Consider the following 24,394-nt stretch of genomic DNA (forward strand, 5'->3'; position numbering starts at 1 on the left):
TTTCTTAAGTTCTTTTTTTTGAATTAATTATTTTTTATTTTAAAATTAAAACATAACTAGTGGGTATTTTTTTAAAAACTCTGAGAATAAATTATGGCAATTTCTGGAAATAGCAATATTTCTCCTTCTGGACCTGATAAATGGGACCCCGCAATTATGGGGAAACAGCCGGAGTCGCTATCGGGACCTAAAGAATCTGTGTTTTCTGAAACAAAGGGGGCCTCTTCTAGAAAACAGGAAGCTATAATTCAATCTGGAGCCAGTGCGAATTATGAGACTGATCTCCAGATTAATGAGGGAAAATACCGGAAGACCCAGGAAAAAGCTTCATCGTCTCCTAAGTCAAAATTACGTGGAGCTTTTTCCAGGGTGCGTGCGAGTATTCAGGGGTTTCTCTCAGGGTTTGGTACAAGAGCTTCTAGAATTTCTGCACGTAAGGCAGAAGCTGATGGAGAAGGGAGATCCATGTTGCCTAGTGATATGGAAATGGTGGGTAGGAAAGGGAATCGTATTTCTCCAGAGATGCAGGGATTTTATCTAGACGCATCAGGAATTAGTGATACCTCTTCTGATGTTTCTATGCTTTCTCTAGAATCATTACGTTCTACATCTATGGCTTCATTTTCGATATCAAGGGAGGATATTAGTGCTGCTGAAACTTCTTCAATAGCTTCGTTTGGTTCATTTCAGATGGCGAGAACATCGATAACAGAGTCTACAGTGACTGCCTGGACAGTGAATCGTCTGGGTGGAGAAATGATCAGTACAATTTTGGATCCGAATATCGAGACATCGTCTTTATTGCGTAGAGCTTCTCTTGTTGGCAACGAGGGTATGGTAGATCTATCAGATTTAGAAAATCGTAATCTTAGTACAGATATGAGAGAAGAAAGTATCTCAAAAAATACAAAAATTATTGATTCAGGTCGTGATATCGGCAAACTCGAAGATGTGGATTTAGAAGGATCTGGAATTTTAGAGACTTCTGAAAAAGAAGCAGAAAAAAAAGAAAGTCGGGAAGATCTATTGAAAGATCAGCTGGCCCTAGCGAAAATGATGGAAAGTTTACTATCTGCTGGAGCTCCTGCATCTGTTTATGTACCTTTAGGAGCTACATGGTCTGAGGGAAGTACTAGCTTTCTGCCTCCAAAATTTTCTGGAACAGTAGTACAAAGTTATAACGATAAACCAGAACATTCTCCTATGGGAATCTCTAGTAATCAAGGACATACGTATTTTTCTCCTATAGATAAATCCGGAGATATGGTAAAAACTTTTCCGTTATCTATGGATCATAGTGAAAAACTTTATCGTTTCCCAGCGGACCTTCCCTCTAATGAGAATATTCTAGATTTAAGCAACGAGGGGGCAGTAAGTTTTTCTGCTTTAGCAAATGAGGATCCGGTATTTTCTCCAGTTCCCGAAGAAAATCCTGCACCGAAATACGATGCGTCTGCAGGATCAACGGGATTTGATACGGTGAGTTCGGCATATTTATTTTCCTCTCATCAAGGAATATCTTTGCTAGCACCGCTACCACGCTCTTTATCTGAATATAAACACGAGATAGAGCATCGAAAAGGTCCTGGAGCACCTCCAGATCCTTTAATTTATCAATACCGTAACGTGGCTGTGGATCCACCTTTGATTTTTCGACCTCCGCAACCTTTTGCTTCCTCATCACGTCTTGGAGTACAAGGAAAGCCTGAAGCAGCTTCTGTGCACGATGATGGTGGAGGATTTGGAGGAGGATTTTCAGGACAAAACCGGGATCAAGATAACAGGCGTTTTTCAGATAAAAATGAAAAAGGAAAATCTATGGAGTTAGATTAGGGAGATTAAAGTGCGCATACTACCTTTCGATCCTTATGGAGCATTTCCCCCTCAGGGAATGAGTAAAGATCCTCACAGTAATATACCGTTAAATCAGAAGATATCTGATGAAATAGCCAAAAATGAGGCTATGCGTTTGGCATTATTAGCTATTGCTGATCAAGAAAAAGATGAAAGACAAAGAAAACATCGCTTTAAAATTCTCAATCGCAAACAGGCAAAAGTTCTTTTATCTCAATTACGCAACGTAGATTTAGACTTTAAAAGTTTAAAAAATGCAGGTTTTAAAGAAGAGGAAGAAGACGAGGAAGATAACCGCGAATCTTCAAAACAAGAGAAGATTTTTAACATTGCTAGTAATAAAAAACCGGTAAAAATAGGGGCATCTGCAGCTCAAGCTATTGCTAATGCCGCAGAGGCTTGGGTTATTGCCCGCAATAGGGGTGTGTTAGATATGGCTTCCCTATTGTTCTGGAATAAAGATGATGAGTGTTAAGCAGCGCGTTTCTCTTCCCGTAGTTGAATGATTTTCTCATTCTCATTGCTAATTGGGTAGAATAAAGTACTTTGTTTTTCTAAATCTCTCCAGATTTTATCTAATTTCTTTACTTGCTTATTTGTAAGATTATTCAGAATAAGCATATCTTCAGAATTTATACAAAAACCAGCTTCTGACCAGTTTACAGATCCTGCAATTAGGGTTTTTTGGTCTACAACTGCAAATTTATGATGTAGACGATAACGCGTTGTTTTTGTGTGCAATGTTAAATTAGAATCTTTTAAAGCTTGGATCTGTCTAATCGATAACTTCTTAAAATCTTTATCGATTAGAATCTTCACATCTACACCGCGTTTTTTTGCTTCATTAAGCTCACGAAAAACGGGAGGATAAGTTAAGGCAAACATTGCTACACGGATTGTTTTTTGTGCGGTTCTTAGAGTTTGTAATACAGCTGATAATGCTTTCCCTTGATCACCGGGTAGAGAAAAATATTGTGCATGTTGTCCATAAATAACACAGTTTCCACAAGATTCTTCCTTAATGTATTGGCAAAGTTCCTTACTTTTTAAACCAATGATTAAGTTACTATCTTGAAGGAAGGAAGCGTGTGTATAGTTTGCTGATCCTAACCAGGCCTGTTTGTCATCTATTGCTAGGGCTTTCTGATGCATTAGCTTTCTTCCTTCTGCAGGATGCTCAACTAACGTCACATACTTATTTTTGGGAAATTCTTGAATTTTCGCTATCTTTTCATAATGAATAGCGACATCACGTTTTGCATTAGCTTGATTGGCTAGGCTTGTAAAAATCTCAGGAGCACTCAGACGATAAATACGGAGAAATATATTTTTTTCTGCGGAATCTATAGCATCACAGAGCACCTTAAGGGAGTTATCACCACATTGTTTGGAATAAATTATAGGCTCTTGGGAAGCAATAAAAGTTTGGAATGTATCGGGAGTTGGAGATTTTGTAAGAACACAAAATAATAATATTGATACTAAAGTTAAAATAATTTTTAATTTCGAATTTGTTTTCTTTTTCATATGTTTATTTGTATTTAATATTTCTTCTTTTTATTTTTTGTAATAAAAGTTTTGTTATAAAAAATCACTTTTTTTAAAGAAAACTTAATGAAATTAACTAGAATAACTTAGATGAATATTTAGGAAAATACTCATCCCATCGGTAGGAAACTTTTTGGAGGGTCTTTTCATCGGCTTCGACTTCTTTAGGGTAGTGAGGCTTCATCAGAGAATTAAAGATGATAGGAAAGGTATACTGAGGTCTGTGGCTAATGATCTTATTGAAACGTACATGCACATCCGTTGCGGGAGCTGCACGCGTGAATGTTTTCCATAGGAAATCTTTAGAGCTTGCCAATGTTCCTTGTAGATTTTCTGTAAGAACAATGAATGGCCATGAACAAAGATCAGTATTATCTAATAGCGTGTCGATATTTAATTGTTGTAATGTAGTCTGAAGAACGAGACAACCTGGGCAAAAACTTCCTATATCGGTGATATTAGGGATGATTTTTCCCTGATATTTATATGGAAGATCACGAACTTCTGGACCTACACCCATGAAAATAGCTTTGGAACCTTTATTCAATTTAAGTCCTGTATAATCTAGAGTGTCATTTGATGTTTCTGAAAAGATAATCAAATCACGTTCTGGAACAATACGTGATAATATTGCTTCTAGAAGTTTAGGGAAATTATCTAGATCTACATAGTGATCTGTCACCATAAGGAATTTTGTTAATGATAATTGTCCTTCTCCAAGAATCCTTAAAGATGTTGCTAGGGATTCTTTCCAGTAACGTTCTTTAACGACAGCTGCTGTTAACGCATGGAATCCTGCTTCCCCGTAGCTCTTCAGTTGTCGTACTCCTGGCATGACCATAGGGAATAGAGGTGAGAGGTATTCTTGAAGCTTATTTCCTAAGTAGAAGTCTTCTTGATAGGGTTTACCTACGATTGTTGCAGGATAAATGGCGTCTTTTTGATGATATATTTTTCTACATTTAAAAATTGGGAAATCGTGCTGAAGACTATAATAGCCAAAATGATCTCCAAAAGGACCTTCAGGTCTGCGTAGACCACAAATACCTTCTCCTATCAGGATAAATTCAGAATCATAGATTAGAGGGTGTGGTGTATCAGGATCGTTTTTATAACGTAATTTTGATCCTTGTAAAAATGTACAAAAGAGAAGTTCTGAGATATTTTCAGGTAAGGGAGCTATTGCAGAAAGTATCAAAAAGGGGTTTCCTGATAAAAACACAGTAACTGGAAGATTTCTATTATTCTGTTCCGCCTCATAGAAATGCATCCCACCTCCTTTTTGAATTTGGAAATGTAAACCTAATGTATCGTTATCAAATCTTTGCATGCGGTACATCCCTAAATTAGGGATTCTAGAACTAGGAGATTCTGTATAGACCAAAGGAAGGGTAAGAAAAGCACCACCATCTTCTGGCCAGCTTGTCAGCATGGGCAGCTGATTTAGATCCACAGAAGCCATCTTTTTGTGGGGAAACTTTGAGAAACGTGCTTTACGTAACCCTAGAGATAATCCTCTAAGTAACAAATTACGGTTCTTCCATAACTGAGATAGCCTAGGAGGCGAGGATAGTAAACGAATAACTCGAAGTATTAGATCTTTAGGAACTCTAGAAAAGATTTGATCTACACGTTTTTGAGTGCCAAATAGATTTGTAAGAACGGGAAAGGAGGCCCCTAAAACATTATGGAATAAAAGAGCGGGACCTTGATTTTCAATAACCCTACGGTGAATCTCAGGAAGTTCCAAATAAGGATCTACAGGAGCAAAGATATCAATGAGGTCATTTTGGGATCGCAAAAGGGAAACGAGACGTCTTAAAGAAGACATAGTTATCCCCCTTCGTTATAAAGATTATAAGCCTTTACTTTTAGCTCTTGCTATTACCTTCTCTAAGCCAAGCTTATCGATAAGACGTAGGGCAGAGGCTGAGATTTTAAGTTTAAGGAACTTATTTTCTTCCGTAGACCAAAGTCTCTTGGTAACCATATTAGGGAAGAAACGACGTGGGGTTTTCCCTGTAACCTTTAAACCAATTCCTTTTTTCTTTTTTGCAATACCTCGGATGGTGTAGCTATTGCCACGGCGAGGTCTTTTTCCAGTAAGTGGACACTTTCTTGACATGATTTCCCTACATTAACTTCGTCGTTATCGCAAGAATAAGACATATATAATTGAAAAGAACCTATGTTAGACATTTTCTGATATATCTGAAAGATTTTTTCTTCAAAAAATTTTAATTATAGCCACTTAAAAAGAAATTTTTTCTTGATTTTACTTAGAATAGTAAGATTTGGATCTTAAATATGGGAAAAAATATCCGCTATATTTGCATTGAATGCATCGTGAGATAGTATTTCTTCAATAGAAGGTTTCACCCTATATACCCAATTATTTTTCGATATGGTTCCTGGTATATTTATGCGTTCATATTTTAGATTATTGGATACTAAATCAGGACAAAGAGCAAGATAATCATTAATTAAGTTAATGTGAAAAATAGACGATGTTTTGTGAGACAATGTGAGAATATGTTTTTGATCTTCCTTGGATAGGACTGGTGTGAAAAACATTCCTAAAAATCTTGAAAACTTTTGAGCTTCTTTTGGAGCATGACGCCACCAAAGAGCTAGTGTGTCGGAATCGTGTGTAGATAATGAGGTTACAGAAAGAGGGGAATATTGCTCTAAGGGAATAAAATTTCCATCTCCTTCCCAATTGCGCTCCCATCGAGGAATTCTTGTTCCACATATTCCTAGTTTCAATAATGTTTGTTTGATATCGGCGGGAACACTTCCTAGGTCTTCTCCTATAGGAAGCATGCGGGATGCACGTAGGATTTGTGTAAGCACACGCGTTCCCTGGCTGATATATTCTTCAGGATCTTCCGGTTGAAATTTTCCGTTTCCCGAGGTATCCCATACCCATAGGCGAAAGAATCCCACGATATGGTCAAGTCTATATAGAGAATAAAAATTTTCTGCATAACGTAGACGAGCTTTCCACCAGGTATAATTATCCTGAGCAAGATTACGCATATTATAGATAGGAAGATGCCAGTTTTGTCCTTCAGTATTATAAATATCGGGAGGGGCTCCAGCAGATCCTGAAGAAGAAAAAAATTGTCTATAATACCAGACATCGCAGCTATCCTTACTAATAAGGATGGGAAGATCTCCTTTAAGGAAAATCTGATTATCATCTGCGCAAGCTTTTACTTGTGACATTTGCTGAAAGCAAAGGTATTGTATATAAGCAAAGAAGTTACATTCATTCTGGAATTGTTTTTCAAATTCTGTGAAGTTTTTAATATCTGTATAGGCTTTGGGCCAGTTATTTATTGGGGCTCCCTTTAAGTGATACTTAATAGAACGAAATACCGTATAAGGACGTAGCCAATACTTTTCCTTTTCACAAAAAATCTGAAAATCTTCGTCTTTTAAAGCTCCAATTTTGATGACATATTGATAATAATCACGAAGAAATTCCCATTTAGCAGCTTTGACTTGAGGATAGTGTACATAGGGAAGTTTAGAAAGCTGCTGCATAGTTCTTAGTTTAGCATTAGCATAGGAAATTGATTGAGCGTGTGGAAGGCTTGCTAAGGAAAGATAAAGAGGATTAAGTGCTACTGAAGATATACTATTGTATGGGCTGCTGTCTTCACCACTATCATTAATAGGAAGGATTTGTATGATTTGAAATCCATGTTTTCGACACCAAGAGATCATAGGAATAAGATCTAAGAATTCCCCAATACCGCAACTATTTTGTGTGTGTAAGGAAAATAAGGGGACGCAAATCCCGTGCTTGGGCATCATTCCTAAGGTTTTCCAGCTTTGCTTAGCCGGAGAATCTTGGATATAGCGTAGAGCTTTAGAAAATGGAGTCATAAATCATACGAGCATAAGGCGTACATGTTTAGATAAACTTGCTACTGTGATTGATAGTATTATAAATGATACATACCTAAGACATGTAGATCAGGAAGATTGCCAGTTTCTAAAGCAGCGATCCAAATTTTTGCATGCATAGAGAATAGAGTTAAATAATGGAAGAGTTTTTCTCCATTTAGGTAATTCATATTTAAAACATCGGATAGATACAGCTGTTGAGAAATTTCTCCATAACCAAGAATTCCCTTAATGTTTGACTGTGGAGAGGCATTTACAGAAAGTGCAGCTTTAAAAATACGTTCACGGAATACGTTTTCAGGAAGCATTCCAAGAATCGTACCTACGGCAATATCACCGGAATTGCCATCCTCTTCAAGTTGTACAGGAACCTGAGTATCGCTAAAGCGAATCAAACATGCTTGGTTTTTATCAGGAACTAAAGAGGTATTTAATTTTGTTCCTAAAGATTCCAGAAGTTGTTCGAACTGATTTTGCATGATAATCCGTAAAAATTAAGACCAGGGATAGGGTTTGGGGAAGTCTGTAGCTTTTGGATAATCTTCATTGTTAATATTCACAGTATCCAAAGCATTAGCCATCATAGTGCCTAATTGCTGACGTTTTTCTGCTGAAGCAAATAATCTTGGTGAAGTTCCTCTTAAGGCAACGAAGAAGAGATTTAGCATACCTGTAATAGCTTCAGTATCTTCACCAACGAGGTCGCGGACCCCGCGTTCCATTTTTGAAGCTGTAGGGAATTTATCATTAATTAACTTAAAGAAGGTATCAGCCACTTTATCAAATTGAAGGTCTGGAATTGATACTCCATCAGCTTTTAAGGATGCAGTAAGTGTAGGTAATTTTGTTTGAAAGAAATCATAACCGGTAAGCACAGCTTGAAGATTACGAGTTTCTGACATCATTACCTGTAATTTTGGAGGTGGAACTGAAGATCCCTCAGATTTCAAATCTGCAGCCATGCCTTTAAGAATGAAAGAGGAAACAGTACCCATTTCTTCGAAGCTATAGCGTGATTGGAGAGTTGTTAGTAATTGCTCACAGGAATGAAAATCAGAAGTTACCTGAAGATAGAGAGCTCGCAATCCTGGAGCGGAGGTATTTAATAAAGATGCGTATTCTTGAGAGGCAAATAGAATATTTTTACCACCAACAACAGCTTGTCGATTCTGTTGCATGTGGTTTTGTTGTGCTTTAATTAAGGTGTCTTTTAAAGCTCCTTTAGAAGCTGGTGTCGTCTGGACTAAGTAATCTAAGGCAACGCTTTGAAGTGCGGGATCAGAAAATTTAGATTTTACAAGATCTAAAATATCTTCTTCGGAAGAATCATCGTGCAGAGAGTCTCGAATACTGCGTAAATCCTGACCTGAGATTTCTGCATTATTTTCGGTATACTTATCGGCAAGATCCGCGTCAGATTTATCTCCAGTACCCTCAGACTTTTTCTCCGTTTGAGTGGCACCTTTCCTTCTAGATTCTAGAGTTTGGAATTTTTCTTCTTTTTTCTTGGTCCGCGTTGCAGCCTGAGGATTTGATAAATCCTGAGAATCCTTAATCATACTGATATCAGATTGCTCTTGGCTAGCTACGACTTCTTGGGCATCAGCCTTCGCAGCTGCAGCTTGCACTTGTGCAACATCAACAGCTTGTGAACCACCTAAGCCACCAGCTCCTCCAGATGCAGCCATATATCCTCTTTAAGAATCGACAGATACTTACTAGAAAATCTGAATTCTTCCCAATGGCTGGATACGAATCTCTGGGAGAATCTCTTGGTAAGAAATCACAGCGATATCGGGGAATTCTGTCTCTATTAATTTCCTTACATATCGTCTTACGTCAATTGCTGTCAACAGCACAGGGGGCTGACCTCCAGGAGGTGTTGGCGTAATCGTATTTCTCATAGATTTTAAGATGAGATTTACGGAATCAGGATCTAAAGCAAGATAAGATCCTGCAGAGGTTTGCTTAATCGCTCCGCGGATCATCTCTTCAATTTCTGGATCTAATAAATAAACAGAAATTGCAGATTGGCCTTGAGAAAATTTAAAGCTAATATAGAGTTTAAGAGAAGAACGTACATATTCAGTAAGTAATACAGTATCTTTTTCTGTCTGCGCCCATTCACTTAATGATTCTAAAATTGTACGCAAATCCTTAATAGAGATTTGTTCTTGGACTAACCGTTTGAAAATTTCGGTAAGCTTCTGTAGTGGAATAAGTCGTGTGACTTCCTTAACAAGATCAGGGAACGAACGTTCCATAAATTCAATCATAGAGCGCACTTCTTGAATTCCCAAGAACTCTTGAGAACTTCTATGGAAGAAGTATGAAAGATGAAGAATAATTACCTCTAAAGGTGTCCAATACTTAATGGCTGCCTTCTCTAAAATAGCTTTGGCATCTTCACTAACCCAAGCGGAAGGTAGACCTGCAGCATTTTTATAGGTAAGGAAGGGGAGATTGTATCTCTTAAGATTCTCTTCTACCTCATTAGTCAACACGTGATTTGGAGGTATTTTACCTCGAACATAAGGAACTTCATTAAGAAGGATCATATAGTCATAACCCTCTAATGAAGGAGAATCAGTACGTACATGAATTCCTGGATAACGAATACCAATATCTTGATATAGAGCTTGGCGCATTTTAGGAATCATGTCGTCAATGAAGCTTTGACCTGATTTTGTTCTATGTTGAATTAATTTAGATAGATCTTTACCTAACTCTAAAATTACCGGTAAGGTTAGCGCATAATCGTCCGGATTGTCACCAGCTGTTGCTGCTCCGTCGGCAGCAGCTCCCACAGTTGTTGATGCTCCTGATGCTCCTTTCTTAGTAGCATTATTTTTCTTGGCAAGAAGGATAACACCAAGAAGACCAAAGATAAAAGATAGAATGGAGAATGACCAAAGCGGAAATCCTTTAAAGAAGCCCACACCTAAAGTTGCTGCAGAAGCTAGGAGCAATGCTCTAGGTTCTTTAACCAACTGAGAGGAAATCTCTTTACCCAGGTTCGTGTTTTTATCACTAGAAACTCGAGTAGTAACGATACCAGCAGTTAAAGAGATAAGTAGTGAAGGGATTTGAGAAACTAATCCATCACCGATAGATAAAAGAGTATAGACGTGTGCAGCTTGGGCGAGGTCCATACCATGCATAGCCACACCAATAGTCAAACCACCAACGATATTAATCAAGGAGATAACGATACCAGCAATAACATCCCCTTTAATGAACTTCATAGCACCATCCATGGCTCCATAAAGTTCACTCTCTTTCTGAATCATTCCTCGTTTATCGCGAGCTTGTTGTGCATCAATCATACCTGCACGCAAATCGGCGTCAATAGCCATCTGCTTACCTGGCATAGCGTCTAATCGGAATCTCGCAGCAACCTCAGCAACACGCTCAGCACCTTTGGTAACAACGATAAACTGAATAATCGTAATGATTAAGAAGATAATAAATCCAACAACGTAGTTTCCTCCAACAACAAAGTCCCCGAAAGCTTGAATGACGTGACCCGCATAAGCTTTAAGGAGAATCTGTCTCGATGAAGAGATGTTAATTCCTAAACGAAACATTGTTGTAATTAAAAGTAGAGATGGGAAAACCGATAACTGCAGCGCACTAGGAATATATAAAGCCACCATCAATAAGAAGACAGAAACCGCTAAATTGATAGTGATCATCAAGTCGACAATAGTCGGAGGTAGAGGCAAGATGATCATTAAAACGACGCCAATCATCCATAGAGCAAGGATGAGGTCACTCGATTTATTGATCATATTTAGGGCTGCATCTCCCCCAAAGGTTCTACTAACAAAATTGAGTAGCTTGTTCATTATAGATTATCGGGTTGGTTAATGTTTTTATTGTTAGGATTTTGTGCATTAAGAGAAGTGATGTAGAGAAGGATTTCTCCAATAGCTTCATACGTCGATTCTGGAATAAACTTCAACTCTTTTCCTTCATCCCAAAGCTGATGCGCCAAAGGTACATTCCTCATGATAGGGACACCATATTTCTCAGCTTCTGTAATGATTCTTTTCGCACGCAAATTAATTCCCATAGCAATAATCCATGGAGCTTTATATTTTTCCGGCATGTAACCGATAGCTACAGCTATATCCTTAGGATTTGAGACCACTGCACTCGCATGTTTGATTTGAGAAGAGGTATCTTCATAAGCGATTTCTTGAGCAATTTGACGACGGCGTCCCTTAATTTCCGGATTACCTTCTGTATCCTTAAATTCCTGTTTAACCTCAAACTTTTCCATTTTTAGTTCTTTAGCGAAGTTCTTTCTTTGGTATACTAAGTCAAGAACAGCAACGACTAAGAAAAAAATACCAATTGATGTAACTGCTTTATAAAGTATCTGTTTAAAGATCACAGCAATGACAATTGGAGAAACTCCTGCAGTTTCTATGATTAATGGTACACGATTTTTTAACGTAATATATAAAATCAATGCCGCACCGAAAATTTTCAAAATCGACTTTAGTAATTCAATCAAAGTCTTTACTTTGAATTTTTGTTTTAGATTTTCAATTGGATTGAATTTTTTTAAGTCTGGTTTGAAAACTTCTGTAGAAAAAGTTGGACCTACAACAAGAAATCCCACAAGAATACCAACAAATCCTACAGCCCCAAGTAAAGGAAGAGAGGTAGTTAGAATTAGAGTTAAGCAATTGTGTAAATAGTATAACGTAACTCTAGGATCATGGTTTGTGGGTGCTTCTTTAAAAATAGAAACTAGGAAGCCACCAAGATGTTTCGCAAAAAACGATGATAGATAAAATGTTGTGAACATCGAAACGATAAAGGTAACCGCGGAAGGAAAATCCTGAGATTTTGCTACCTGGCCTTTTTTCCTGGCGTCTCTAAGACGCTTCGGGGTCGCCTTTTCTGTTTTTTCACCCATCGCTTGGCCAAATTTAGATAAAGAGCATTAAATAGGAATAATCTGCAAATTACCTTATAAGCGTGTTTTTCACAAGAGAGAAGCCTAGAGGATTGAATCTTAATTGTTATAAATTCGCATTATTGAACTATAAGGTTTTTTTAAGATGATATCTAGAAAGATCTAACAATAAGTTACCAAGAAAGTATTAGTCAGGAAACATCTAATCCTATATTGTCTTTGGTGATCACACTAAAGGTACTAGGTTCAAAATACTAAAGAGCCTAGTACAAACTCCCACAGGCATAGGATCAACGATCCTGGTGTTTGTGGGAATTCTTTCCTAATAAAGGTGAGTATTAAAAGTATCTACAAAAGATGACATATGGGGCATACAGAGTGTGGGATCGTAGGACTTCCTAATGTAGGTAAATCTGGGCTATTTAATGCCCTTACTGGAGCACAGGTCGCTTCTTGTAACTATCCCTTTTGTACAATTGATCCAAATATTGGTATTGTTCCGGTTATTGATAATCGTCTAGGTGTTTTGGCTAAGATGAGTCAAAGTCAGAAGGTTATTTATGCTGATATGCAATTTGTCGATATCGCTGGCTTGGTAAAAGGAGCCGCAGATGGCGCGGGATTAGGGAATAGATTCCTTTCTCATATCCGTGAGACTCATGCCATAGCTCATGTTGTTCGTTGTTTTGATAATGATGATGTTACCCATGTATCTGGGAAGATAGATCCCATCGATGATATTTCTGTGATAAATCTAGAATTAATTTTTTCTGACTTTTCTTCAGCAACAAGTATTCATAGCAAATTAGAAAAGCAAGCTAAGGGTAAAAAAGACCTTGGGATTGTCTTACCTTTACTAGATAGAGTAATTAAGCATTTAGAAAGTGGTCAGCCTGTACGTACTTTAGATTTATCTCCAGAAGAACAGATACAGTTAAAACCGTACCCTTTCTTAACAGCAAAGCCTATGCTATATATAGCCAATATAGGTGAGGATTCTATAGCAACTATGCATAATGATTATGTTGCCGTTGTTCAGGAGATTGCTAAGAAAGAAAATGCTCAGGTAGTTCCTATTTGTGTTCAGTTAGAAGAAGAAGTGATTTCTCTTCCTATAGAGGAGCGTCAAGATTTTTTAAATAGTCTAGGGTTACAAGAATCGGGATTGAATCGGTTAGTACGTGCTGCCTACCATACGCTTGGATTAATTTCCTACTTTACAACTGGACCTCAAGAAACTCGAGCTTGGACTATTCCTATAGGATCTACGGCTGCAGAAGCTGCGGGTCAAATTCATACAGATATCCAAAAAGGATTTATTCGCGCAGAAGTTGTCACTCTTGAAGATATGATAACTTATGAAGGTCGTGTAGGAGTTCGTGAAGCTGGTAAATTACGAGCAGAAGGTAGAGATTATATTGTCCAAGATGGCGATATCATGCTTTTTTTACATAATTAGTAGTGAAAAATACTTTCGCATCAAGAATGTCTTTATGAATAGCTTTTGATAGATCTTCTCTAGAGGGGAATTTTTTTTCTTCACGAAGGAATTTCCTAGGAGCTACAGAAACTATCTCACCATATAGGTTTCCAGAAAAATTAAATAGATGGGCTTCTAAGCATAGGGAATCTCTACCTACTGTAGGAGCTTCTCCAAGATTCATAATTCCTTGATATGACATAGTGCGATGTTCTATTTCACATGCATATACTCCGTAAGGCAGCAAGCACTGCTCTTGAGGAAGGTTAATAGTGGCGACGCCTAATTTTGTTCCCAAACCATAGCCTGTTTCGATTTTTCCTGTATATTTATAGGAATATCCTAAATGTCGATTCGCATTATCTAGATCGCCTTGTGTTAAAAATTGGCGAATTTTTTTACTAGAGACTATTTCGTTATCAATCTTATATGGGGGTATCTCGATAATTTCGATCCCTAAAGATTCTGTCAGCGGTTGTAATGTTGTAGCATTTCCTTGCCCTCCCTTACCCAATCTAGAATCATATCCTAATATTAAACGTCTACATCTTAAAGTTTGATGTAGGGAAAGAATGAAGCTTTCAGCAGATTGATTAGCAAAACTTTTCGTGAAAGGAAGGATACACAAGTAATCAATTGGGAAATCTTGTAAAAGAAGGAACCTTTCCTTTGTGCTCGTAATTAGCTTAGGAGTGGGTGATTGTAAAATTGCCTGAGGATGTAAATCAAAGGTAATGATTCCTGATGTCCCTGGACAAGAAGATAGGAAGGTAAGTAGCTGCTTATGACCTAAATGACAACCATCAAAAAAACCTATAGTTATAGAATCCACAGAAGAAGGGATCGATGTTAAACTATAGAATGTTTCCATTGAAGTCTCTTAGGTAAGGAGATATATCAAAGTCTGGACGATCTAAAAGACAACCATCAATACATTGATTTATAGAAAAACTTCCACTACGTAAGCGTCGAAGTTCTTCTAAGTAAGCTCCACAGCCTAACATATTTCCTAGTTCGTGAGCAATACTACGAATGTAGGTTCCTTTACTACATTGTACAGAAAAGTGTAATAGGGGATACTCGTATTTGGTAATTTGTAAGCTTACTTGAACCGTAGATTGGCGACGCTCTATTGATAATCCTTGCCTAGCATACTCATAGAGCTTTTTTCCGTTAATTTTTTTTGCAGAAAACATCGGTGGAATTTGTTGAATTTCTCCCTGAAAATACTGAGAAGACTCTAGGATTTCTTCATAGGTTGGAATCTTTTTTGATCTACCAACAATTTTACCATCACAGTCATAAGAATCTGTAGTTGTACCTAAATGAGCTACCGCAGCGTATTCTTTATCTTCGAATAATAAAACATCAGATAGTCGTGTAAATTTACGACCTATCAACATAACCATCACGCCTGTAGCAAAAGGATCGAGGGTACCTGCATGACCAATTTTTTTCACCCCGATTAATTTTGTCAAAGTGCGAATAAGACTAAACGAGGTCCTCCCTTGAGGCTTATCTACTAGAAGAATACCTTCTTTAAGTTCTGTAGCAAGTTCCATAATGATGTCGTCAATGTTAGATCTTTCTAAGCAGATGATATTAATTCTTATCTTGCTCTCGTATTTTCCAGAGCAAGTTCTCTATATGATCTTGTGGAGAAAAAATATCTTCGATATAAAAATGTATCTCAGGAAAATACTTAAGCACCACACCTTTAGAAGCTCTATAAGCAATGTAACCTGCTGATGCTTTCAATGCTTCTAAAGTTTCTGCTGATGTATTTTCGTGAGGCATAATTGAAACATAGACACGAGCGGCATGCAAGTCTTTGGATAGACATACCCTAGTAACCGTAATCCAACGATTAGAGATTTTAGGATGCTTCACATCTTTTAATATTACATTGGCAATCGCTTCACGAAGTAATGAATTAACCTTTTTTATGCGTCTATTTTCAGTCATAATATTTTAAAGTTTTTGTGGGTGATAGATCACTTCGTAACATTGTAGAATATCACCTACCTGAGCATTCTGATATCCTTCTAATAAAATACCACATTCGAGCCCTTTCTTAACTTCTCTAACGTCTTCTTTAATACGTTTTAGTGAAGATAAGTTGCCTTTCCAGAGAACCTCATTATCACGTAGAACACGAACTTTCTGATTTCTAGTCATTACACCTTCGGAAACTAGACAACCATAAATTGTTCCTAATTGTGAAGATTTAAAGGTTTCTTTGATCTCAGCGGAACCTAGATTTTTTTCTTCGGCAATAGGATCAAGTAATTCTGTCATCATCTCTTTAACAGCATCTACAGCGTGATAGATAATGTTAAATAACTGTACCTTTACTCCTAAGTTTTTGATCAGAGATTCAGCGTGACTTTCTATTCCAGTATGGAAACCAATAATAACAGCTTTAGATGCTGCAGCTAAACGAATATCTGATTCAGAAATTTCTCCAACACTATTAGAAAGAATTTCTGCACTTACTTTATCGGATACAATTTTTAAGATAGAGTTAGCTAAGGCTTCAATGGATCCTTGAACATCGGCTTTGATAATCAGCTTCAAAATCTTTTTATTTTGCAGCATAGCGTCGAAATTAGGACGTTTTTTCTGCAAAGCAAATTTTTGTTGGCCGGCAAGTCTAGCTCCGATAATTTCTTTGGCTATTTTTTCACTCTTAACGACTACGAAAGGATCACCCGCTTTTGGCATACTAGATAATCCAGTGATCAAAGCAGGGACAGACGGACTTGCCGAAGTCATTAGTTGATTGTGTTCGTTATGCATTGTTTTAACTTTACCGTAACAATCATTAAAGACTAATGCTTCACCGAGATGTAGGGTTCCGTTTTGCACTAAAATAGTCGCAACTGCACCTAAGCCCTTGTGTAGTTCAGATTCAATAACAATTCCTCGAGCACGAGCAGATGGATTAGCTTTTAGTTCTAAAACTTCTGCCTGTAGAGCAAGCATCTCTAAAAGTTCAGATAAACCTTCTCCAGTTTTTGCTGAGGTATTAATTGTTACAGTTGTACCACCCCAGGCTTCTGGTAATAATTCAATCTCCGAAAGTTGTCTGTAAATGGTTTCTGCATTGAAATTAGGTTTATCACACTTATTAATAGCTACAACAATAGTAATATTTGCAGCTCGAGCATGTTTGACAGCTTCTAGTGTTTGTTCTTTAATTCCTTCATCACCAGCAACTACAAGGACAACGATATCACAAACTTCTGCTCCACGAGCTCTCATAGCAGAAAAGGCTTCGTGACCAGGAGTATCCAAAATAGTAATATTGCCAACAGGTGTAGAGCAACAGAAGGCTCCCATATGCTGGGTAATAGCTCCAGCTTCTACTGCTGCTACATTAGTTTTCCTTAATGAATCAATCAAAGTAGTTTTCCCATGATCGACATGACCCATAAAGGCTACAATGGGTGGGCGAATGATCAGTTTATTTGGATCCGTTTCCTGTATTTCTTCCTTAACAGTATTACTTTCGATACAGAGTTTATCTTGTTCAGATGAGTCGATATCGATTGTACAGCCAAACTCTAAACCAATAAATTGCACTGTTGTTTCATTATCTAAAACATCATTTACAACATAAGTCATACCATGAATAAACATCTTCTGAATAAGTTCAGAAGCTTTTAGCTTCATTTCTGCTGCAAGATCTTTGATCGTAATAGGTAGAGGAACTTTAATATGAACGGGACGTTGTATAGTGTGTTCGTCGTAGTGTTTCTTAGTTTTCTGAACACGTTTTTTTCGCCATTTATCATCATCACTACCATCATTTAATCCGTAGCGATCTCTACCGGTAAATGCTTTAGGATTGTCGTCTTTTTTTGCACGATCCCTAAAATCAGATCCAGGTTTCTTTGATACATCTCTACGATAAAATGGTTGAGATGTCCGATTGCTCGGAGAATGTTGTTTATCATTTGTAGTCTCAGAAGATTGCTGAGGCTTTGCCTGAGGTGTTCCTGTTCGTTCTTTTGGAGCAGGTTTATCTTCTTTTTTTGGAGCTTTAAATGTTTTAGCCAATAAATGATTAATATGCTTCCCAGTAGGACCAAAGTTGGATTTTATAGAAACAACATTCCTAGGAGGTTCTTTTTTAGCTATGACTTCGGGTTCTTTTTTCGGAGCAGGAGGTTCCTTAGTAACTGTTTCAGATTCTTCGATTACAGAAGGAGGAGTTGATTCTGAAACTTCTTTTTCTATATCCACGACAGAATCCGTTTCTTCTATTATAGAATCGGAAAACACAACAGAATCTGAATCTAAATCCGCGGAAGAAGTATTTAAATCTTCAGATACAAATGATGAACGATTTTTAGCTCGGATTCTACGTGGAGAAATTTCAGTGGAGACAGGTTCAGTCATCGTAGGCACACTAGGATCTACAACACTCTTTTTCTTCACGACTTTCTCTTTTACAAACTTTTCAGGAGCCTTAGTTGAGGGCTTTTCTGAAGAGTTTTTTGTGTCTGAAGATCCTGCTTGAGCTAATTTTTGTTTTAACTTATCTAATCCAGCAGCTTTCGTTAATTGAGCGTTTTTAATCTTCAATTTTAGGTTTTTCGTCAACTTTGCCTTCTCCATATTTGCTGACTTGCTCAAGGATCTTATAAGCAAGTTCTAAACTGATTCCAGGAACAGAAGCAAGATCATTAGCGCTGGCTAATAATACCTTTCTGATCGTGTCGTATCCTGCATGTACAAGATTCTGGACAACCAACTTACTAATGCCTTCCATTTCTAGCGGTTCGTCTAATTGAGGATTATCAAATTCCGCTAATTGTAGGCGTTGAATTTCTAATAGTTTATTGTATTCGCTCATGCGTTGAACTTCGAGTTCATAGTCTAAAATCTGACTAATCAAACGAGCATTAATTCCCCGTTTACCGATCACTGTTGCGTAATCAGCATCTTGAACGACTATAGCAATAACCTTGTCATCTTCTAAGATGGCAATTTTTTGAATTTCTATGGGGCAAAGCAAATTTTGTAATAATTCTGTTGTCACGGGAGAATAGTTTACAATATCTATTTTCTCGTCGTTTAATTCTCGAATAATATTTTTCACTCGAGAACCGCGCATTCCAACAAAAGCTCCTACAGGGTCTGTTTTAGGATCAGACGAACTCACAGCTAATTTAGTTCTGTAGCCTGCTTCACGAGCAATTTTAACAATTTCTACAGAGCCTTCTTCTAGTTCTGGAACTTCTTGTAAGAAAAGTTGTTTAACAAATTCAGGATGGCTACGGCTAAGAATAACTTCAGCTCCACCATTTTCAGATTCTTGAACTTCATATAATAAGGCGTAAATCTTATCGCCAACTTTATGTTTTTCTGTTTTGGGATAACAACGAGCTGGTAGGAGACCTTCAACTTTCCCTAAATCTATGATTAAATTTGATCCTTTCGCAAATCGTTTAACAACACCAGAAAGGATTTCATTAACTCTATGTCGATATTCTTCGTAGATAACATCCCTTTCAGCATGGCGTAGTTTTTGACCAATAATTTGTCGGGCTGCATGAGCTGCAATTCTACCGAAATGCTCAGAAACAAAGGGGACATCCATGTATTGCCCAATTTGGCATTCAGGATCATATTCTCTAGCTTTGTCTAAAGGAATCTCTTTACTGGGATTTTCACATACTTCCACGATCTCTTTTTCGCAGAAGACTTCTATATCACCAGTTCGAGAATTAATATTTACAGAAACGTTAGCATCATCTCTTAATGTTTTTTTTGCTGCAATTTTCAAGGCCGATTCAATAGCGCCTATAATAATAGGGCGTTGAATTCCTTTTTCCTTCTCCATGTAGTCAAAAATAGCTACAAGATCTTTATTCATTATACTCCTCTTATAAATAAGGAAACGGACAGAGTGCTAAACTAAGGCAAGCTTATGTCATAGAAAACATAAGCTCAACCTTTTAAGTAATATTATTTCCCTTTTTTCTTTTTATCTGAACCAACTAAATCATCTAGGTCCAAACTACTTAAATCTGTACTCATGTGATCGTGTTGTTTATCAGCTAGATATTCTTTCACAGAAAGAGATACTTTTTTGTGATCTGGATCTAGTTTGATGACTTTTGCAGATACAGAATCGCCAATTGAAATAATATCTTCAATTTTTGAGAAAGGCTTTTCAGAAAGTTCTGAAACGTGAATCAAACCTTCAATACCGTTTTGTAGTTCTACAAACGCACCAAATGCTGTAATTTTAGTTACTACGCCAGAGATATTGCTTCCAGTAGGGAACATTTCTTCAATTTCATTCCAAGGATTTGAACTTAGTTGTTTGACTCCGAGAGTAATTTTTTTACTTTCTTTATCTACAGAGAGAATGACAGCTTCAACAGTGCTACCTTTTTTGAAGAGTTCTGAGGGATGAGATACTTTTTTAATCCAACTCATATCAGAAATATGAATCAAACCTTCAATTCCTGGTTCTAATTCAACAAAGGCTCCGTAATTTGTTAGATTTTTGATCTCTGCATGTACATGTAGACCAATAGGATACTTCTCTTCGATGTTATCCCAAGGATTATGTTCTGTTTGTTTTAGACCTAAGGAAATTTTACCTTCATCTTTTTGAATAGATAAAACGATAGCTTCAACTTCATCACCCTTGTTTACCACTTCACTAGGATCAACAACATTTTTAACCCAAGACATTTCGGAAACGTGAATTAAACCTTCGATACCTTCTTCAATCTCAATAAAGGCTCCGTAAGGAAGAAGTTTAACAATTTTACCAGTAACACGCTTGCCTGGAGGGTATTTTTTCTCAATATCTTCCCAAGGATTGTGTTCTTTCTGTTTCAGACCTAAAGCAACGCGTCCTTTTTCTTTATCAACGCTTAGAATGATAACTTCAAGTTCTTGGTTGAGTTCTACCATTTCAGATGGATGACGAATACGTTTCCATGTCATATCTGTAATGTGAAGAAGACCGTCGATGCCATCTAGATCTAAGAATACACCAAAATCAGTGATATTTTTAACAACACCTCTGCGACGCTCACCAATAGTAATTTGTTCGATGAGTTCCGCTTTTTTCGAAATTCGTTCTGCTTCTAAAAGTTCCCTTCTTGAAACGACAACGTTTCTTCTATCAATGTTGATTTTTAAGATTTTGAATTCGCAAACTTTGCCTACATAATCGTCTAAATTTTTAATTTTCTTATTGTCGATTTGTGATCCAGGTAGAAAAGCTTCCATCCCAATATCAACAATAAGACCACCTTTGACTTTGCGTATAATTTGTCCTTTGACGATAGAGCCTTCTTCACAATAAGCTAAAATATGTTCCCACTGTCTTTGGCGAGTAGCTTTTTCTCTAGATAAAACAACCTTTCCTTCTTCATCTTCAGTTTGGTCTAAGTATACCTCTACTTCGGCACCGAGCACCAAGCCTTCAGAAGATTCTATGAATTCTGACATTGGAATGACCCCTTCGGATTTTAACCCAACATCAACGACCACGAAGTCCTTATTGATATCAACTACAGTACCTTTTAGGATGGCGCCAGGTTGTATCTCACTGGTAGTTTCCTCGTCGCTTGAAGTAATTCCGTGTGTTGAGCAGAGAAGATCTTTGAATTCAACAACGTCTTCCGAGAGGCAATCTATAGTATCAAGAATTTTTTTGGATCCCCAAGTGTATTCGGATTGTTTTGGCATTTAATGTTATTCTCCTAAAAACTACAAAGTCAAAAAAGATAGTGTAAATATAAACCTTAAAAAAGGCAAGATCTCCCTTGCAGCAGTTTTTTTATTCTAATTTGTTGCTTAAAATTTTTTTATTTGTTTTAGATTTTATTTCTAAACTATTCGGTAGGGTAAAAATAAATGACTCACGCTAAAGTAATTATTATTGGTTCTGGTCCTGCAGGTTATACCGCAGCGATTTATGCTTCAAGAGCACTTTTAAGTCCTATTTTATTTGAGGGATTTTTTTCTGGTGTTGCTGGTGGTCAATTAATGACTACTACTGAAGTAGAAAATTTCCCTGGGTTCCCTGAGGGCATACTAGGTCAAAAGCTAATGGATAATATGAAATCTCAATCTGGTCGTTTTGGAACTCATATTCTTCCAAAAGATGTCACTTCAGTAGATTTCACCACGCGTCCTTTTATGGTAATGTCCAATGAAGAAAAATATACCTGTGATACATGTATTATAGCAACGGGAGCTTCTGCAAAGCGGTTAGAAATTCCTGGAGCATCGGATAATGAGTTTTGGCAAAAAGGTGTTACAGCGTGTGCTGTATGTGATGGAGCTTCTCCTATTTTTAAAAATAAAGATTTATATGTGATAGGAGGAGGAGACTCTGCTTTAGAGGAAGCAATGTTTTTAACTCGTTATGGGAAACATGTCTATATTGTTCATAGGAGGGATACTTTAAGAGCTTCTAAAGTTATGATAAAAAAGGCAGAGGCCAACGAAAAAATTACTTTTCTATGGAACAGTGAAATAGTCAAAATTTCTGGAGATACTATTGTTCGTTCAGTTGATATTCTGAATAATATTTCTAATGAGATCTCTTCTCATGATGCAGCGGGTGTATTTTTTGCTATCGGACATAAACCAAATATTGATTTCTTGGGCGGTCAATTAGCTTTAGATGAAAATGGGTATATCATTACTGAAAAAGGTACATGCAAAACTTCTATTCCTGGAGTATTCGCAGCAGGAGATGTTCAGGATAAACACTATAGACAGGCTATCACAGCTGCAGGAAGTGGTTGTATGGCTGCTTTAGAAGCTGAGCGTTTCTTAGGCTAGAGCTATAGCCATAGCTGTGGCATATTCGCGACTGTGGCTGATTGAGAGCAAAACTTTGGAGATTCCTAGTTCTTTATACACCCTTGCAGGTAAGTGTACTTCAGGTTGTTTCGATGATTTAAGAATCTCTATATCTTTCCAACCAACAACTTTCCCAATACCAGTTCCTAAAGCTTTGGCTACGGCCTCTTTTCCTGCAAATCTTGCAGCAAAAGAGGGGTAGGGATTCGTTAATCTTAAACAATACTCTTGTTCTTCCCTTGTAAAAATTTTATTCAATATTCTTCGGTTGTGAGTTTCTATCGCTTTGCGAATTCGGGAAATTTCAATAATATCTGTCCCTATATGTGCAATTTGCATAATGGAAATCTATCTTTAAAGGCTTTCTAATAGTGTTTTGTGAGATTTAGCAAAGTAAGTCAAAGCAGTTTTGATAAGGGCATAGCCAATAGTTGAGCGAATGAAAAATAAAATGGCAGGGTTATCAACGTATCTACGTAGTAATAAGGATATAGAAATCATTATTGCTATAATTAAGAAGCGTTTGGAGAGAAAAGATTTTTTTATGTATTTTTTTTTTGATATACTTTCTGAAAGTAGTTGGTGGGACAATTCGTTCTGAGAAGATACAGATTTCAATAATAAAAACCGGTATTTCAAAGATGCAATGACCCATGCTCCCATAGCCAATGGAGCAAAGATTTTGAAAGAAAAATCCGGCTGGTAAACAACCGCAGAGGCTTTTAAAAGTAGTTTAACTCCTGCTGACAACCAAAGAATGCCGGGGAGACAAATAAGTAAATGGTTTTTATTATTAGTCATATGTTTTTGTCTGTTGTAATTTAATCATTCTATACGGAATTTATATTTTTTTCTATTTTTGGATTGAATAATGCGAGTCTTCTTATCAGCAATATACTGGAATCATTCAAAATTTTTATGGAATTCAGAAAATTGGTTTATTCGTATACCTTGGTATGGCCTGTGTTTTTCTATAGGTATTGTATTTGCTTCCATATTAGGTATTTATCTCGCGATGTCTTCTTATACTGAAGAAGATAAAATAAGATTTTCTAAGGAGCAGCTTCGTGTAGCTTTAGAAAATTTCTCCCTATATTCTCTCTTATTTATCATTCCGGGATCACGTATAGCTTATATTTTATTTTATGGTGGTGATTTTTATTTTAAACATCCCCAAGAAATTATAAAGGTCTGGAATGGGGGATTAGCAAGTCATGGAGGTATGCTGGGCCTAATTCTTTGGGCAGTTATTTTTTCTTGGAGATATAGAAAAAAAATTCCCATATTGACTTTTCTATTTCTTTGCGATCTTTGTGCTTCTGTATTTGGATGTACAGCTTTCATGATTCGTATTGGAAATTTTATGAATCAAGAAATTATAGGAAAACCCACCAAGTTACCTTGGGGGATTATATTTTCATCTCCTACACAGGGAGTTTTAGGTGTGCCTGTACATCCAGTGCAGCTTTATGAAGGGGTTGGCTATCTATTGCTTTCTGCAATGTTATTCTTTCTAAGTTATAAACGTTATTTTCGCTTGGGCTCGGGATGGGTGACATCCCTAGGTTTAATAGGTATATCTTTAATTCGTTTTCTAGCAGAATTCTTTAAAAGCCATCAGGGTAAAGTTGTAGGTCCAAATAGTTTATTAACAATGGGTCAAATTTTATCTTTGCCTTTATTTATACTTGGTTTGTCTTTAGGAATAGCTTGTTTTATAAAAAATAAAAAAGACACATCTTCGACTTCATCTGTAAAATAGAAAGAGTTTCATACGTAGTTAGGAATCTCTTATGGGAGATAAATAGATACTATGGTAT

General features: G+C 37.0%; 21 protein-coding genes. 5 read left to right on the forward strand and 16 right to left on the reverse strand.

Features of this window, described 5'->3' with window-relative positions:
- The first annotated feature begins 93 nt into the window (after window positions 1-93).
- Together O1W69_RS04425 and O1W69_RS04430 are read left to right on the forward strand one after the other, a co-directional pair.
- Window positions 94-1,833 (forward strand): hypothetical protein, encoded by a 1,740-nt coding sequence (locus O1W69_RS04425; RefSeq protein ID WP_375793351.1) that lies wholly within the window; start codon window positions 94-96, stop codon window positions 1,831-1,833.
- A 10-nt stretch (window positions 1,834-1,843) separates the two neighbouring features.
- Window positions 1,844-2,329 (forward strand): hypothetical protein, encoded by a 486-nt coding sequence (locus O1W69_RS04430; RefSeq protein ID WP_375793352.1) that lies wholly within the window; start codon window positions 1,844-1,846, stop codon window positions 2,327-2,329.
- On the opposite strand, the gene O1W69_RS04435 is transcribed toward O1W69_RS04430, so the two are convergent.
- From O1W69_RS04435 to sctU, 8 genes are all read right to left on the reverse strand, one after another.
- On the reverse strand, window positions 2,326-3,381 hold the full coding sequence (locus tag O1W69_RS04435; RefSeq protein ID WP_375793353.1) for a phospholipase D-like domain-containing protein: 1,056 nt from the start codon (window positions 3,379-3,381) through the stop codon (window positions 2,326-2,328). The two genes, O1W69_RS04430 and O1W69_RS04435, sit on opposite strands and share 4 nt — an antisense overlap.
- 97 nt (window positions 3,382-3,478) lie before the next feature.
- On the reverse strand, window positions 3,479-5,233 hold the full coding sequence (locus tag O1W69_RS04440; protein ID WP_375793354.1) for a menaquinone biosynthesis decarboxylase: 1,755 nt from the start codon (window positions 5,231-5,233) through the stop codon (window positions 3,479-3,481).
- Between the two features lie 24 nt (window positions 5,234-5,257).
- Window positions 5,258-5,527 carry a 50S ribosomal protein L28 gene (rpmB, locus tag O1W69_RS04445; RefSeq protein WP_006343133.1) on the reverse strand — a complete coding sequence of 90 codons (270 nt, stop codon included), beginning with the start codon at window positions 5,525-5,527 and terminating at the stop codon, window positions 5,258-5,260.
- Between the two features lie 176 nt (window positions 5,528-5,703).
- Window positions 5,704-7,296, reverse strand: coding sequence for a 4-alpha-glucanotransferase (locus O1W69_RS04450; protein WP_375793355.1), 1,593 nt, complete (start codon window positions 7,294-7,296; stop codon window positions 5,704-5,706).
- A 59-nt stretch (window positions 7,297-7,355) separates the two neighbouring features.
- Window positions 7,356-7,796: a CesT family type III secretion system chaperone gene (locus O1W69_RS04455; protein ID WP_375793356.1), complete on the reverse strand. Its 441-nt coding sequence runs from the start codon at window positions 7,794-7,796 to the stop codon at window positions 7,356-7,358.
- A 15-nt stretch (window positions 7,797-7,811) separates the two neighbouring features.
- Window positions 7,812-9,005, reverse strand: coding sequence for a type III secretion system gatekeeper subunit SctW (gene sctW / locus O1W69_RS04460; RefSeq protein ID WP_375793357.1), 1,194 nt, complete (start codon window positions 9,003-9,005; stop codon window positions 7,812-7,814).
- 30 nt (window positions 9,006-9,035) lie between these two features.
- The gene (sctV, locus tag O1W69_RS04465; RefSeq protein WP_375793358.1) at window positions 9,036-11,165 is read right to left on the reverse strand and encodes a type III secretion system export apparatus subunit SctV; all 2,130 of its coding nucleotides are present in this window, start codon (window positions 11,163-11,165) and stop codon (window positions 9,036-9,038) included.
- On the reverse strand, window positions 11,165-12,247 hold the full coding sequence (sctU, locus tag O1W69_RS04470; RefSeq protein WP_375793359.1) for a type III secretion system export apparatus subunit SctU: 1,083 nt from the start codon (window positions 12,245-12,247) through the stop codon (window positions 11,165-11,167). The genes sctV and sctU overlap by 1 nt, the downstream gene beginning before the upstream one ends.
- A gap of 364 nt (window positions 12,248-12,611) precedes the next feature.
- Here sctU and ychF point away from each other — a divergent pair, with 364 nt between their 5' ends.
- Window positions 12,612-13,706 carry a redox-regulated ATPase YchF gene (gene ychF / locus O1W69_RS04475; protein ID WP_375793360.1) on the forward strand — a complete coding sequence of 365 codons (1,095 nt, stop codon included), beginning with the start codon at window positions 12,612-12,614 and terminating at the stop codon, window positions 13,704-13,706.
- Here ychF and O1W69_RS04480 read toward each other — a convergent pair.
- The 6 genes from O1W69_RS04480 to rpsA form a co-directional block, all read right to left on the reverse strand.
- Window positions 13,684-14,598: a bifunctional riboflavin kinase/FAD synthetase gene (locus tag O1W69_RS04480; protein WP_375793361.1), complete on the reverse strand. Its 915-nt coding sequence runs from the start codon at window positions 14,596-14,598 to the stop codon at window positions 13,684-13,686. The genes ychF and O1W69_RS04480 overlap by 23 nt on opposite strands.
- Window positions 14,582-15,289, reverse strand: coding sequence for a tRNA pseudouridine(55) synthase TruB (truB, locus tag O1W69_RS04485; protein WP_375793362.1), 708 nt, complete (start codon window positions 15,287-15,289; stop codon window positions 14,582-14,584). Before truB ends, O1W69_RS04480 begins: the two co-directional genes overlap by 17 nt.
- A gap of 40 nt (window positions 15,290-15,329) precedes the next feature.
- On the reverse strand, window positions 15,330-15,692 hold the full coding sequence (gene rbfA, locus O1W69_RS04490) for a 30S ribosome-binding factor RbfA (protein WP_375793363.1): 363 nt from the start codon (window positions 15,690-15,692) through the stop codon (window positions 15,330-15,332).
- Window positions 15,693-15,698: 6 nt separating this feature from the next.
- The gene (gene infB, locus O1W69_RS04495) at window positions 15,699-18,350 is read right to left on the reverse strand and encodes a translation initiation factor IF-2 (protein ID WP_375793364.1); all 2,652 of its coding nucleotides are present in this window, start codon (window positions 18,348-18,350) and stop codon (window positions 15,699-15,701) included.
- Window positions 18,307-19,611: a transcription termination factor NusA gene (gene nusA, locus O1W69_RS04500; RefSeq protein WP_375793365.1), complete on the reverse strand. Its 1,305-nt coding sequence runs from the start codon at window positions 19,609-19,611 to the stop codon at window positions 18,307-18,309. The genes infB and nusA overlap by 44 nt, the downstream gene beginning before the upstream one ends.
- Window positions 19,612-19,703: 92 nt before the next feature.
- Window positions 19,704-21,449 (reverse strand): 30S ribosomal protein S1, encoded by a 1,746-nt coding sequence (gene rpsA / locus O1W69_RS04505; protein WP_375793366.1) that lies wholly within the window; start codon window positions 21,447-21,449, stop codon window positions 19,704-19,706.
- Between the two features lie 168 nt (window positions 21,450-21,617).
- On the opposite strand from rpsA, the gene trxB reads away from it, so the two are divergent.
- Window positions 21,618-22,553 (forward strand): thioredoxin-disulfide reductase, encoded by a 936-nt coding sequence (gene trxB / locus O1W69_RS04510; RefSeq protein WP_375793367.1) that lies wholly within the window; start codon window positions 21,618-21,620, stop codon window positions 22,551-22,553.
- Here the strand turns inward: trxB and acpS are convergent.
- Window positions 22,545-22,913: a holo-ACP synthase gene (gene acpS, locus O1W69_RS04515; RefSeq protein ID WP_375793368.1), complete on the reverse strand. Its 369-nt coding sequence runs from the start codon at window positions 22,911-22,913 to the stop codon at window positions 22,545-22,547. The two genes, trxB and acpS, sit on opposite strands and share 9 nt — an antisense overlap.
- A gap of 15 nt (window positions 22,914-22,928) precedes the next feature.
- Entirely contained in the window at window positions 22,929-23,375 is a 447-nt protein-coding gene (locus O1W69_RS04520) for a hypothetical protein (RefSeq protein ID WP_375793369.1), read from the reverse strand.
- A gap of 70 nt (window positions 23,376-23,445) precedes the next feature.
- Between O1W69_RS04520 and O1W69_RS04525 the strand changes: the two genes are divergently transcribed.
- A complete protein-coding gene (locus O1W69_RS04525; protein WP_375793370.1) occupies window positions 23,446-24,336 on the forward strand; it encodes a prolipoprotein diacylglyceryl transferase in 891 nt (296 codons plus the stop codon).
- The last annotated feature ends 58 nt before the right edge of the window (window positions 24,337-24,394 follow it).

Source organism: Chlamydia sp. 12-01 (assembly GCF_042234205.1).
In the GTDB taxonomy this organism is placed as follows: Bacteria; Chlamydiota; Chlamydiia; order Chlamydiales; family Chlamydiaceae; genus Chlamydia.